The organism is Pseudomonas fluorescens (assembly GCF_001648775.1).
Classification (GTDB): Bacteria; Pseudomonadota; Gammaproteobacteria; order Pseudomonadales; family Pseudomonadaceae; genus Aquipseudomonas; species Aquipseudomonas fluorescens_M.
On sequence record NZ_LVEJ01000023.1, the window covers coordinates 146541 to 160098 of the forward strand.

At 59.9% G+C, this 13558-nt stretch carries 8 protein-coding genes; 2 read left to right on the forward strand and 6 right to left on the reverse strand.

The window, feature by feature from the left end:
- Positions 1–98: 98 nt before the first annotated feature.
- Positions 99–1223: a GNAT family N-acetyltransferase gene (locus A8O26_RS20780; RefSeq protein WP_064119637.1), complete on the reverse strand. Its 1125-nt coding sequence runs from the start codon at positions 1221–1223 to the stop codon at positions 99–101.
- Positions 1224–1506: 283 nt separating this feature from the next.
- On the opposite strand from A8O26_RS20780, the gene A8O26_RS20785 reads away from it, so the two are divergent.
- Positions 1507–2829 carry a putative porin gene (locus tag A8O26_RS20785; protein ID WP_064119638.1) on the forward strand — a complete coding sequence of 441 codons (1323 nt, stop codon included), beginning with the start codon at positions 1507–1509 and terminating at the stop codon, positions 2827–2829.
- Between the two features lie 145 nt (positions 2830–2974).
- Here the strand turns inward: A8O26_RS20785 and A8O26_RS20790 are convergent, their stop codons facing one another.
- The 5 genes from A8O26_RS20790 to aceK form a co-directional block, all read right to left on the reverse strand.
- A complete protein-coding gene (locus A8O26_RS20790; RefSeq protein ID WP_064119639.1) occupies positions 2975–3211 on the reverse strand; it encodes an anti-sigma factor family protein in 237 nt (78 codons plus the stop codon).
- On the reverse strand, positions 3205–3816 hold the full coding sequence (locus A8O26_RS20795) for an RNA polymerase sigma factor (RefSeq protein WP_064119640.1): 612 nt from the start codon (positions 3814–3816) through the stop codon (positions 3205–3207). Before A8O26_RS20795 ends, A8O26_RS20790 begins: the two co-directional genes overlap by 7 nt.
- 137 nt (positions 3817–3953) lie before the next feature.
- Complete coding sequence (locus A8O26_RS20800; RefSeq protein ID WP_064119641.1) at positions 3954–5075, reverse strand: beta-ketoacyl-ACP synthase III; 1122 nt, start codon at positions 5073–5075, stop codon at positions 3954–3956.
- 328 nt (positions 5076–5403) lie between these two features.
- The gene (gene hrpA / locus A8O26_RS20805) at positions 5404–9315 is read right to left on the reverse strand and encodes an ATP-dependent RNA helicase HrpA (protein WP_064119642.1); all 3912 of its coding nucleotides are present in this window, start codon (positions 9313–9315) and stop codon (positions 5404–5406) included.
- Positions 9316–9736: 421 nt separating this feature from the next.
- Positions 9737–11458: a bifunctional isocitrate dehydrogenase kinase/phosphatase gene (gene aceK / locus A8O26_RS20810; protein WP_064119643.1), complete on the reverse strand. Its 1722-nt coding sequence runs from the start codon at positions 11456–11458 to the stop codon at positions 9737–9739.
- A 408-nt stretch (positions 11459–11866) separates the two neighbouring features.
- Between aceK and A8O26_RS20815 the strand changes: the two genes are divergently transcribed.
- A complete protein-coding gene (locus tag A8O26_RS20815; protein WP_064119644.1) occupies positions 11867–13492 on the forward strand; it encodes a methyl-accepting chemotaxis protein in 1626 nt (541 codons plus the stop codon).
- The last annotated feature ends 66 nt before the right edge of the window (positions 13493–13558 follow it).

Consider the following 13558-nt stretch of genomic DNA (forward strand, 5'->3'; position numbering starts at 1 on the left):
CAAATGTGGGAGCGAGCTTGCTCGCGAAAGCGGTGTGTCAGCTGATATCAATGTCACTGAAACACCGCTTTCGCGAGCAAGCTCGCTCCCACAGGGATCTAGGCTTGGCGGTAGGGCAACGCTGTTTTTGCTTCTTCGGCGTAGGCGAGGATGCCGGCGTGTTCCTGCTGCAGGAAATCTTTCACCGCCGCTTTCAGTCCCGGATGCCGCAGGTAATGCCACGAATGGGTGATCACCGGTTCAAAGCCACGAATCAGCTTGTGCTCGCCCTGAGCGCCAGCGTCGAAACGCTGATAACCCTGCGCAATCGCGTAATCCATACCCTGATAAAAACAGGTTTCAAAATGCAGGCGATCGAACTCGGCCAGACAGCCCCAATAGCGCCCGTAGAAACTGTCGCCGCCAACCAGACTGAAGGCCATCGCCACCGGCCGTGAGCCCTGTTTCGCCAGCACTACGCGGATCGCCTCGGGCATGCGCTCGGCCAACAGACTGAAAAACTCGCGCGTCAGGTACGGCGTTTGCCGGCGCACGGCATAGGTATTGGCGTAGCAGGCGTAAACAAAATCCCATTGCGCCTCATCCAGCTCACGCCCCTCCAGCCATTCAAACTCAAAGCCCTGCCCCGCCACTTGCTCGCGCTCCTTGCGCATCTGTTTGCGCTTGCGCGAACTGAGCACGTCGAGGAAATCCTGAAAGTCGCGATAACCTCGATTCTGCCAGTGATATTGACAGCCAATGCGCTGCAGCCAGCCCGGCTGTTCAGCCATCGCTGCGTCGGTAAAGGGGTCGGTGAAATTGATGTGCGCGCTGGAAAGTCCTTCGATTTCCAGATAACCAGGCAGGCTCTTGAGCAGTTCAAAACCGTCTTCGACATTGGCCGCCAACAAGCGCGGGCCGCTGACCGGACTGAACGGCACGGCGGTCAACAGCTTGGGGTAATAATCGATGCCGGCGCGAGCACAGGCGTCGGCCCAGCCGTGATCGAACACGTACTCGCCGTAGGAATGCCACTTGCGATAACTGGGTAACGCGGCGATCAGGCGATCATCTTCGATGTGCAGCAAATGTTCCGCCTGCCAACCCGTGTGGGGGCCGACGCTGCCGCTGTCTTCCAGCGCACTGAGAAAGGCATGGCGCAGAAATGGCTGGCTTTGCGGCACCAGCGCATCCCAGGAGGCCGAAGCGATTTGCGACAGGTTTTGCAGGCGTTGCAACGGCATCGACACACTCTCCACAACAGGACTTCAGCGCTCGGCGAGTATCGCTGATTGTGCGCCATTGCACACCCGCAATCGGCCGACAGCGCTCTAGATCAATAGTTCAGGGCGAATCGATATCGTCATCAACCTGCCATCACTGTGCCACTGCTCTGTCATAAACCATCGCGATACTGGCGCCTGTTTTTAGAGCGCCGGGTTCTACCCGGACACTGTTTTCCGACGTTCAAATCGTCGGTTGTGCCCAGGATGGTTCAGCCATCCCCTCTCATCTTCGGAGATTGCTATGCGTCTTGCTTCCACGAAAACTGCGGCGGCCCTGTGCGGTGGCTTGTTGCTGGCCATGAGTGTTCCGGCCAGTGCTGCAGTCGACGCCAAACTGCTCGACATGCTCAAGGCTAACGGTTCCATTTCCCAGGCGCAGTACATCGAACTGCAAACTGAACTGGCCAAGGATCAGAAGTCTCAGCAAATCGCGCAGCAGGCGCAGCAAGAGACCAACGAACAAGTCGCCGCCGTTGCGAAGAAAACCAACGAACAAAGCGTCTTCGACCAGAAACTGGCCTGGGCTGCGAAGACCCAGTTCAAGGGCGACGTGCGTATCCGTCAGGAAACCATCAAGATCGATGGCGAACCGAACAACGGCGGCCGCGACAAGGATCGTCAGCGCATCCGTGCCCGTCTGGGCGCCTACACCGAGATCAACCCGCAAGTCGACACCGGCATCCGTATCGCCACCGGCGGCGGCGACGATGCCCGTTCGACCAACCAGGACCAGGACAACTACTTCGACAAGAAGCAGATCTGGCTCGACCTGGGCTACATCGACTACCACCCGGACCAGATCAAGAACCTGCACATCATTGGCGGCAAGATGCTCCAGCCGTGGGTCAGCATGGGCGACGTGATCTGGGACAGCGACATCAACCCGGAAGGTCTGGCCGTTACCTACAAATACCCGTTGGGCAGCAGCGCCGAACTGTTCGGCAGCCTGGGTAACTACAACCTCAAGGACAACGTTGACGGCGATGGCGTGCAATTCCGTCACGACCTGCGTCTGACCGCTGGCCAGTTGGGTAGCCGCTTCAACATCACCGACAACCTGAAAGTCACCCTGGGCGGCAGCGTCTACGCCTACCAGAACGACGAAGACAGCCGCTGCACCGGTACTTCCACACCGTGCGCGCTGGCGGTCAACGGCAACTCGGCCAACAACGAATTCCGTCTGTATGAAGGGTTCAGCCAGGTCGACATCGGCGGCCTGCCAATGCCACTGTCGTTCTACGGTCAGTACGTGAAGAACAACGATGCCGTGACCGATCAGGACACCGCATGGCTGTTGGGCGCCAAGTCGAAAGTCTTCGGCCTGAACCTCGATTACAACTATCGTGACGTGCAGCGCAACGCCGTGGTCGGCGCCTTCACCGACTCCGACTTCGCCAACGGCACCACTGGTTCGCGCGGTCACAAGTTCAAGGTCGGTTACGACATCGACAAGAACTTCGCCATCGGCGCTACGTACTTCCTGACCAAGGCCGACTTCGCCAGCCGTACTCAACGTGACGCTGACGCCAACACCCTGCAGCTGGATGCAGAAGCCAAGTTCTAAGAAAACAGCTACAGGCTTCGAACGACAAGCTGCAAGTCACCGCTCCCCTTGCGACTTGCCGATCGAAGCTGATTTTCCTGCAGCTCGGTGTAGCAACAGCGATCCCCATCATCCGTTCGCTGGCGCTGCACCGGGCTGTGTTTTTTCAAGGGCTATCGTCCCGCCGTTGCGCCGCCAGGCGTTCAGCCAAGGCATCCACCCCCTCTTCCGGTTTCTCCGGCATCGCCTTCAAGGTGGCCTGCATCAAACGCATCTGACGCATGAAACGCCGACAGTTCGGGCAGAACATCAGGTGATGACGCACCATCAGCTTTTCACGAAAGCTCAATTGGCCATCGAGATAATCGCTGGAGCGCGCCACTTGTTCCTTACAGGTCAGCATTCCCCGGTCTCCTCAAAATGCTCCACGGTCGCGAAGACTTTCAGCCGCGCACGATGCAGCAGCACACGGACATTGGAGAGTGAGATCTCCAGAAGATTACAGATCTCTTCCAGCTCCAGCCCCTGGCGTTCACGCAACAGCAAAACGCTACTTTGCAGTTCCGACAGGTTCAGCAGGGTGTGCTCCAGACAGTCGCGCAACTCGCCTTCGGTCAGCAGCGCTTCCGGGGTGTCCTGGTGCCAGGCGAACGGGGCGACCAGCCAATGGCCGTCACCGGGAGAAAAGCGCTCGTCGTCGATGGTGCCATGGGGCGAAGGCAGGTCATCCATCAACACTTCGCGGCGATTGTGTTTGTAACGGCTTTTGGCGGAGTTGGCCGTGATGGTCAACAGCCAGGTCTTGAGACTGGAACGACCTTCGAAACCAGCGATGTGGCGCACCACGGAAAGCCAGGCGTCCTGCACCACTTCTTCGACATGACGCTGGCCGACAATTGCATAGGCCACGGCGCGCATGGCGCTCTGATACGTCGTCACCAGTTCCTTGAAAGCCTGTTGCTCACCTGCCAGCAGGCGCGCAAGCAGTTGGGTGTCGTCAGCCGCCATCCAAAAATCTCCTTGTGCCGATTCCGAAAATGATAGCGGCAGGTTTTCACCTGCCGCCATTTCCGAAAAATTACAGCGTTTGAGCCGATTCGGATGTAGGAAAGGTCGGCGCGATCAAGAGGAAATTAAACCTCTTTTCAACGCTTGCGCAGAATCACGCTGCCGATCGAATAGCCTGCACCGAACGAACTCAAGACAGCCAGCGAACCGGCAGCCAGATCGTCCTGATACTTGTGGAAAGCAATCACCGAACCGGCGGAGCTGGTGTTGGCGTAAGTGTCGAGAATCACCGGGGCTTCTTCTTCGGTGGCTTCGCGGCCCAACAGTTTGCGCACGATCAAGTGGTTCATGCTGAGGTTGGCCTGGTGCAGCCAGAAGCGCTTCACATCGCCGACGTTGAGTTGGTTCTCTTGCAGGTGTTCGCCAATCAGCTCGGCAACCATCGGGCAGACATCCTTGAACACCTTGCGGCCTTCCTGCACGAACAGCTTGTCGCGGGCACCGACACCCTCTTCCGCCGCGCGGTTGAGGAAACCGAAGTTGTTGCGGATGTTGTTGGAGAACTTGGTCAGCAGCTTGGTGCTGACCACGTCGAACTGGTGCTCGGACGTCGCGGTGTCAGCGCGCTCGATGATCACCGCAGTCGCGGCGTCGCCGAAGATGAAGTGGCTGTCGCGGTCACGGAAGTTCAGGTGCCCGGTGCAGACTTCCGGGTTGACCATCAGGATCGCCCGGGCCTGGCCCAACTGCACGCTGTTGGCGGCGGCCTGAATGCCGAAAGTCGCCGATGAGCAGGCCACGTTCATGTCGAAACCGAAGCCCTGAATGCCCAGTGCTTCCTGGACTTCGATGGCGATGGCCGGGTAGGCACGTTGCAGGTTGGAGCAGGCAACGATAACGCCGTCGATGTCGGCGGCGGTTTTGCCGGCACGCTGCAAGGCTTGCTCGGCAGCGCCAATGGCCATCTGGCAAAGCACCGACCACTCGTCGTTGGAACGCTCCGGCAGGCGCGGGGCCATGCGCAGTGGATCGAGAATGCCGTCCTTGTCCATGACAAAGCGACTCTTGATGCCCGAGGCTTTTTCGATGAAGGCAGCGCTGGATTCGGTCAGGGCCTGGACTTCGCCGCTGGCAATGGCCTCGGCGTTGTCGGCGTTGAACTGGGCGACGTAGGTATTGAAAGACTGCACCAGCTCTTCGTTGGAGATGCTGTTGGCCGGGGTGTACAGGCCGGTGCCGCTGATGACGACGTTATGCATGGTCGTTTCTCTAATCTGTTCAGGCAGAAAGTGCTGGAACCGTCGTACCAACACACAAAGGGTCTATTCCCGTCCGGGGGACGCAAACCTGGCATCGCTTTATTCCGTCTCGCACCACGGCCGAAGGCTCTGGGTGGCGAAACCGGCGTTTATGGTCGCGAAGTTTGCCATAAACGCAGGCTTTTGGCGCCTTTCTCAAGCACAACCAAAATCCCAATGTGGGAGCGAGCCTGCTCGCGAAGGCGGTGTATCAGTCACAGGGACAGTGTCTGATATTCCGTTTTCGCGAGCAGGCTCGCTCCCACAGGGGATTGCGTATGCCTCTAGGTCAGGGTTCGACCTGGGTCCACTGCTTGTTCAGGCGTTTGTCGGAGATCGGCACTTTGGTGCCCAACTGCTGGGCGAACAGCGATACCCGGTATTCCTCCAGCCACCAGCGATACAGCTCAAGCTGCGGATCGCGTTTGCCTTCCTGCGCATGTTTGGCGGCGCGGGTCTGGTATTGCGCCCAAAGGCCGGCGAGTTCGCCGCTCCAGACGCGATCCTTCTGCACCTGCGCGCCAAGTTTTTCGAAACGCTGCTCGACCGCTTTCAGGTAACGCGGCAGCTCTTTGAGCCACTGCATCGGCGTCTCACGGACAAACCCCGGGTAAACCAGATTGTTGATCTGCTGCTTGATGTCGTTCAGCGCCACCGCCTGAGCGAGGTCGATCTTGCCTTTGAAGCGTTTCTGCAAACCGTGCCACAGCTTGAGAATCTCCAGGGTCAAGCGCGCCACGCGCTCGGCATGCTCGGTCCAACTGCCGCGTTTGCGCTCGGCCAGTGCCGCCAGCCCGGCGCCGTCGCGCGGCAACGGGTCTTCGCCTTCCAGAATGCAGCTGTCGAGGCTGGCCAGCAGAATGTCTTCGACCAGCGCATCAACCCGGCCCAGCTCGCGATAGAGCAGGCCCAGTTCGGTCTGCCCCGGCAACTTGCCACGGAGGAACCTGGCCGGCTCGGCCAGTTGCTGCATCAACAGACGCTGCAAGGCGCGACGATGCTGGAACTCAGCCTCGGCCGGGGTCGAGAAGCGCCCTTCCTTGACCGTACCGCCCTCTTCGACCAGCGCCGGATACACGGTCATCGACAGCCCGGCAATCTTCTGCTGAGTCTTTTGCGCCACCGGTGCAAAGACTTTCGCCTCCACCGGTTGCTGACTTTTCGCACTCTGCGGCACTGCCAACGCAGCCTGACTGGCTTCGGCAAACCGCGCAGTCAATTCGGCAAGGTCACGTCCTTCGCCGAGGAACTTGCCCTGGCCGTCGACGATCTCCAGGTTCATCCGCAGATGCCCTTCAACCCCTTGCTCTGCCTCCGCCCACGCCTCTTCGCTGACCCGCGCGCCGGTCATGCGCAACAGTTCGCGGCCCAGTGCTTGCGGCAACGATCCTTCGGCAAAGGTCATGCGTTGCAAGGCAGCCTTGATGAAGTCCGGCACCGGCACGAAATTCTTGCGCAAGGCTTTCGGCAGGTTGCGCACGAGGGCGATGCACTTGGCCTCGATCAGCCCCGGCACCAGCCATTCCAGGCGTTCCGGCGGCAGCATCGGCAGCAGTGGCGCCGGTACACGCAGGGTCACGCCGTCGCGCGGGTGATTGGGCTCGAAATGATAAGTCAGCGCCAGTTCCAGATCGCCGATGTGCAACGTGTCCGGGTAATCGCGCGCGGTGACTTCACTGGCCTCGCGGGCCAGCACGTCCTCTTCGCGCATGATCAACAGTTGCGGGTTCTTCTGGCTGTTGATGCGGTACCAACTGTCGAAGGTCGCGGTCTGGTGAATCTCCGCCGGCAGCCGCGCATCGTAGAACGCGTACAGGGTTTCTTCGTCGGCGAGAATGTCGCGACGGCGGGCCTTGGCCTCGAGTTCGTCGAGCTGTTCCAGCAGTTGCTGGTTGGCGGTCAGGCACTTGGCTTTTGACTGAATCTCGCCGCGCACCAGGCCTTCGCGGATGAACAGCTCGCGGGAAACAACCGGGTCCACCGGGCCGTAATGCACCGGTCGGCGGCCGACCACGATCAGCCCGAACAGGGTGATCTGTTCGAACGCCACGACTTGACCGCGCTTTTTTTCCCAGTGCGGTTCGAAGTGGTTTTTCTTGATCAGGTGCCCGGCCAGCGGTTCGATCCAGTCGGCGTCGATCTTGGCGACCATGCGCGCATAAAGCTTGGTGGTTTCCACCAGTTCGGCGGTCATCAGCCATTGCGGACGCTTCTTGCCGATGCCCGACGAAGGGTGAATCCAGAAGCGTCGCTGACGCGCGCCGAGGTAATCGCCGTCCTCGGTTTTCTGACCGATCTGGCTGAGCAGACCGACCAGCACGGCTTTGTGCAGTTTCGGGTAATCGGCCGGCTCTTTGTTCAGGCTCAACTGCATGTCGCGGCAGATCAGGCTCAACTGGCGATGGGAATCGCGCCATTCGCGCAGGCGCAGATAGTTGAGGAAGTTCTTGCGGCACCAGTTGCGTAACGGACTGGCCGTCAATGCCTGGCGCTGCTCTTCAAAACCACGCCAAAGATTCACTAAACCGGCGAAATCGGAGTCGGTGTCTTTCCACTGCGCGTGCGCCTGATCGGCTGCTTGCTGACGCTCCGGCGGCCGCTCGCGCGGATCCTGAATCGACATGGCACTGGCGACAATCAGCACTTCCTGCAAGCTGCCGAGCTTGGCCGCTTCGAGCAACATGCGACCCATGCGCGGATCTACCGGCAAGCGCGCCAACTGGCGACCGAGCGGCGTCAGCTGGCTGTTGCGATCGACTGCCGAGAGTTCTTGCAGCAGATTGAAACCGTCGCTGATCGCCTTGCCGTCCGGCGGCTCGATAAACGGGAACGCGGTGATTTCGCCAAGGCGCAGATGCAGCATCTGCAAAATGACCGCGGCAAGGTTGGTGCGCAGAATTTCCGGATCGGTGAATTCCGGACGACCGAGGAAATCTTCTTCGCTGTACAAGCGAATGCAGATGCCCGGCTCGACCCGGCCGCAGCGACCTTTACGCTGATTGGCGCTGGCCTGGGAAATCGCCTCGATCGGCAAGCGCTGGACCTTGGCGCGGTAGCTGTAGCGGCTGATCCGCGCGGTGCCGCTGTCGATCACATAACGGATGCCCGGCACGGTCAGCGAGGTCTCGGCGACGTTGGTCGCCAGCACTACACGACGGCCCGGGTGCGACTGGAAAATCCGTTGCTGTTCGGCCGGCGACAGGCGTGCGTACAGCGGCAGGATTTCGGTGTGTTTGAGCTGGGCCTTGCGCAGCATGTCAGCGGCGTCGCGGATCTCCCGCTCGCCGGGCAAGAACACCAGCACGTCGCCGGGACTGCGGCGTTCGCTGCGCTCGTAGGCGGCAATTTCGTCGAGGGTGGCGAGGATCGCCTGATCCACCGTCAGGTCATCCTCGACGCGGTTGCCCTCTTCGTCCTGCTCCAACGTCAGCGGGCGATACCAGGTGTCCACCGGGAAGGTACGGCCGGAGACTTCAACAATCGGCGCATCGTCGAAATGCTTGGAGAAACGCTCCAGATCGATGGTTGCCGAGGTGATGATGACTTTCAGGTCCGGGCGACGCGGCAGCAGGGTTTTCAGGTAACCGAGCAGGAAATCGATGTTGAGGCTGCGTTCGTGGGCCTCGTCGACGATGATCGTGTCGTAGCGTTCCAGATAGCGGTCATTCTGGGTTTCCGCGAGCAGGATGCCGTCGGTCATCAGTTTGATCAGCGTATTGGAATCGCTTTGATCTTCGAAGCGCACCTGATAGCCGACCAGCGACCCGAGCGGCGTGCCGAGTTCTTCGGCGACCCGGCTGGCGACGCTGCGTGCTGCGATCCGGCGCGGCTGGGTGTGACCGATCAAACCATGCTGGCCGCGACCGATTTCCAGACAGATTTTCGGCAACTGGGTGGTTTTACCCGAACCGGTTTCGCCGGCGATGATCAAGACCTGATGCTTTTCCAACGCCTTCTTGATCTCATCGCGTTTGGCCGCGATCGGCAAACTGTCGTCGTAACGAATCACCGGCAGGCTGGCACGGCGCGCCAGCACCTGATCACAGGACGCCTGCATGCGCGTCACCCACTGGGCCAGTTTGGCCTCGTCGGGTTTCTTGCGCAGCTCAAGCAACTGCCGCCGCAGCCGGTGACGGTCGGCGAGCATGGCGTGATCGAGGTTTTTCAGCAGTTTGTCGATGGAGGGCGATTCGTCGGTCATCGGGTAGGCAATTCGGTCGTCTATTTATGCAGGGGGCGGATTGTCGCAGATTTGGCGGATTTGTGGCGTGTCAGGGGGATTGCTGCCCCTCACCCTAGCCCTCTCCCAAGGAGAGGGGACCGACCGAATCAACTTTGCCAGCTTCACCGACCTGAACGCGCATTACCGAATCCATAATCGCCAACCCTTTCAGGTCGGCGTTTGACTTGAGACACCTCGGTCGGCCCCTTCTCCCTCTGGGAGAGGGGGCCGATTGGGGGATGCTGAACATGTTCAGCGACCTGAAACTGCTTTACCGAATCCATAATCGCCAAGGCATTTCAGGTCGGCGTTTGACTCAAGACACCTCGGTCAGCTCCCTCTCCCTCCGGGCGGTCCGACGTTTCGGGAGGGCTGGGGTGAGGGTGTTTTTTTAAAAGAGCTACTCGTTATCGAGGCCTTTGCGCCGATACGGGAAGACGTCAATGATTTTCCCCGCCCGAATCGCCTCCTGCAGGCTCTTCCAGTAATCGGCGTTATACAACTCGCCATGCAACTGATCGAACAACTTGCGCTGCCCCGAATCAGCAAACAAAAACGGTGGGAACTCCTCGGGAAACACGTCCAGCGGCCCGATCGAATACCACGGTTCAGAAGCCATTTCGTCCTCCGGCGTGCGCGGCGCGGGGATGTGGCGGAAGTTGGCTTCGGTCAGGAAGCAGATTTCGTCGTAGTCATAAAACACCACCCGCCCATGCCGGGTGACGCCGAAGTTCTTCAACAGCATGTCACCGGGAAAGATATTCGCCGCCGCCAGTTGCTTGATGGCCAGGCCGTAATCTTCCAGTGCCTCACGCACCTGGGCATCGTTGGCGTTTTCCAGATAGAGGTTGAGCGGGGTCATCCGCCGCTCGGTCCAGCAGTGGCGGATCAGCACGGTTTCGCCCTCCACCGAGACCGTCGACGGCGCCACCTCTAACAGCTCGTCAAGGCACGCCGGATCGAACTTGCTCAGTGGAAAACGGAAGTCGGCGAATTCCTGGGTGTCGGCCATGCGCCCTACCCGGTCGACGCTTTTCACCAATCGGTACTTCTCGATCACCGTGGCGCGGTCGACGTTTTTCGACGGCGAAAAACGGTCCTTGATGATTTTGAACACGGTGTTGAAACCCGGCAGGGTAAACACGCTCATGACCATGCCGCGCACACCCGGCGCCATGATGAACTGGTCGTCAGTGTTGGCCAGGTGATTGATCAGTGCGCGGTAGAACTCGGATTTACCGTGCTTGTAGAAACCGATCGAGGTGTACAGCTCGGCGATATGCTTGCCCGGCAGGATGCGCCGCAAAAAGCCGATGAACTCCGCTGGCACCGGCACGTCGACCATGAAGTACGAACGGGTGAACGAGAAGATGATCGACACGTCGGCTTCGTCGGTGATCAACGCGTCGATCTGGATCCCGCGCCCTTCGCGGTGCAACAGCGGGATCACCAGCGGCCACTGTTCGTCGCGGGTGTAGATGCGCCCGACCAGATACGCGCCTTTGTTGCGGTAGAGCACCGAGGAAAACAGTTCGACGCTCAGCTCCGGATCCTTGCACACCCAGTCCGGCAGATTCTCGCGCAGTTGCGCTTCGAGCCGCAGCAGATCGCCGGGCAAATCGGCGTAATCCTCGCTGAAACGGTAGTCGGCAAAAATGCTCGCGAGCATCCCCGACAACTGCCCTTGCGGCTTGTACGTGCGGGTCTGCGCGGCGCGGGCACGGCGCAGGCTCGGACGGGTGGTGTGGATGAACATGCAGCCGTCGCTGATCAGGTCGTGGCTGAACAGCCCGCAGAAAATCGAGTTGTACCAGGTCTCGGACAGCTCATCGTCGAAGCGCAGGTCGATGACGCTGATGTAGGCGCTTTTCACCAGCGGCCAGCAGCTGACATTCATCAGCGTTTCATCGTCGAAGTATTCGCGCAGGCGGGCGATGGTTTCGCCAACCTTTTCTTCGTAGAGGTTGATCCGCGCCGCCGACGCGGTTTGCGTCTCCTGCCAGCGCGCCTGCTCGAAACGTTCCCGGGCGCCGTCGGTAATCCGCCGGAAATGCTCGCGATAATCGTCAAAGCCATCGAGGATCATGCGGGCGATGTCGGTGGCTGGCCATTGCTGCGGCATAGATAAGACCTCGGCGTGCGTGGGAAATCTGTGCCTGAGCTTAGCCACGCAAGCGTGTGCGCGTGAAGTGCAATTTCTGCCAAATCAGCGCCAGGCTGGTACGGCGACACAGTTTTTTGCAAAGTTTTTTTAATCGACCGTTCGGTCAATTAAACGCCTTGACGGTCTGCCCGGCCAATCTGCGCCAGCCCACGGTTTCTCTGGCTCTCGGATCCAATCCTGTCTCTACCTCTCTACTGCGCCGCTTCGCTGCGGTTGTTCATTCCTGTCCGGTCAACGCTGAAACATCGTCCGGATTGGTCTTACCAAAATAGTGGCACTTTGATATACAGCCCGCCATCACCCTCCTCACAACAAGATCCTCGCCGACGAGGACAACCTCTTCCTCAAAGATCAAGGAGCACATTGATGTCTATCCGGAATCTGCGCATAGGTTTGCGCGCCAGTTTGAGTTTTGCCGTTTTGGCCAGTCTGCTGGTGGTGGTCGGCCTGTTCGGTCTGGGCCAGATGAAGACGCTGCGCGAGAGTGCAGCGGTGATCGAAGAATCGTGGATGCCGAGCATCGAAAGCATTCATGACGCGGCGGCCAATATTGCCAGCATCCGTCTCGAATCCCTGCGCCTGATCGCCAACACCGAGCCTGCGGTACGCGACCGAAGCAAAGGCATCCTCAAGGCGCAACGCGAGGAGTTGCTCAAACGCCTCAACGACCACAAAACCTTGATTGCCAATGATCAGGAACAGGCAATGCTCGACGGCTTGAGTGTGGCCGTCGGCAAATACCTGGGCATTCTCGACCAGATCGTCAGCCAGATTGACGCCGGTCATAACGAACAGGCTGCCGCCCGTTTGAACAATGAACTGGCCCCGCAAGGCGCGGTGCTGGACAAGACGCTGGAGCAAATGATCAGCCTCAATCAACAAGGTGCAGATGCTGCCGCCGAGTCCGCGGCAGCGATGTATCAACGGGCGCTGTGGATCGTCGCGACGATCATCGTGGTCGCCCTGATTGCCACCCTGTTATTGGCCTGGTTACTGACGCGCAGCATCACCACCCCGATCAATCAGGCCCTGAATGTGGCCCGGCGCATTGCCGCCGGAGACCTCAGCGGCCAGATTACCCACTCCGGTAAAGATGAGGCCGCGCAGCTACTCGAGGCCTTGGCCGAGATGCAGGGCAATCTGCGCTCGACCATTCGCGGCATCAGCGAATCGGCACAGCAATTGGCGTCCGCTGCCGAGGAAATGAGTTCGGTGATGGAGCAAAGCACTCGCGGCCTGCAACAGCAGAACGACCAGATCGAACAAGCGGCCACGGCAGTCACCGAGATGAGTACGGCGGTGGACGAAGTCGCCGCCAACGCGGTGTCCAGCGCCGAGGCGTCCGCCGCTTCCAATGAAGACAGCAAGCACGGGCATGTGCAGGTCAGCGAGACCATCAGTTCGATTCAGGAACTGGTCAGCGCTGTGCTGGGTGCTTCCGGGCAAGCCGAAGGTCTGGCCACTCAGGCGCAAGACATCAGCAAAGTGCTCGAAGTGATTCGCGGGATTGCCGGGCAAACCAACCTGCTGGCACTCAACGCGGCCATCGAAGCGGCCCGCGCCGGTGAGGCCGGGCGCGGCTTTGCAGTGGTGGCCGATGAAGTGCGTTCGCTGGCACAACGCACGCAGAACTCCACCGAAGAAATCGAGCTGATGATCAGCAGCATCCAGCAAGGCACCGGCGCCACCGTTGGCGCGTTACAAAGCAGTGCCGAGCAGGCCGGACAAACCCTGCGCCGGGCCAACAGCGCGGGTCAGGCACTGGAGAAAATCACTGCATCGATTTCGCAGATCAACCAGCGCAATCTGGTGATCGCCAGCGCAGCCGAGCAACAGGCGCTGGTCGCTCGCGAGGTCGATCAGAATCTGGTGACCATCCGCGACCTCTCAACGCAGACCGCCGCCGGAGCGACGCAAACTTCGGCGGCGAGCCAGGAACTGTCGCGTCTGGCGGTCGACCTCAACGGTCTGGTCACGCGCTTTGTCATCTAGGTAAAAGTTGAATGCCCGAATAGCGGTTGCCATCGTCAGGGCACTCGGCAACACTCTCGTCCCGAT

What these genes read in the sequence shown, in the direction of transcription:
- A8O26_RS20780 (WP_064119637.1), bottom strand. Translation starts at nt 1,223, where the DNA reads ATGCCGTTGCAACGCCTGCAAAACCTGTCGCAAATCGCTTCGGCCTCC.
- A8O26_RS20785 (WP_064119638.1), top strand. Translation starts at nt 1,507, where the DNA reads ATGCGTCTTGCTTCCACGAAAACTGCGGCGGCCCTGTGCGGTGGCTTG.
- A8O26_RS20790 (WP_064119639.1), bottom strand. Translation starts at nt 3,211, where the DNA reads ATGCTGACCTGTAAGGAACAAGTGGCGCGCTCCAGCGATTATCTCGAT.
- A8O26_RS20795 (WP_064119640.1), bottom strand. Translation starts at nt 3,816, where the DNA reads ATGGCGGCTGACGACACCCAACTGCTTGCGCGCCTGCTGGCAGGTGAG.
- A8O26_RS20800 (WP_064119641.1), bottom strand. Translation starts at nt 5,075, where the DNA reads ATGCATAACGTCGTCATCAGCGGCACCGGCCTGTACACCCCGGCCAAC.
- hrpA (WP_064119642.1), bottom strand. Translation starts at nt 9,315, where the DNA reads ATGACCGACGAATCGCCCTCCATCGACAAACTGCTGAAAAACCTCGAT.
- aceK (WP_064119643.1), bottom strand. Translation starts at nt 11,458, where the DNA reads ATGCCGCAGCAATGGCCAGCCACCGACATCGCCCGCATGATCCTCGAT.
- A8O26_RS20815 (WP_064119644.1), top strand. Translation starts at nt 11,867, where the DNA reads ATGTCTATCCGGAATCTGCGCATAGGTTTGCGCGCCAGTTTGAGTTTT.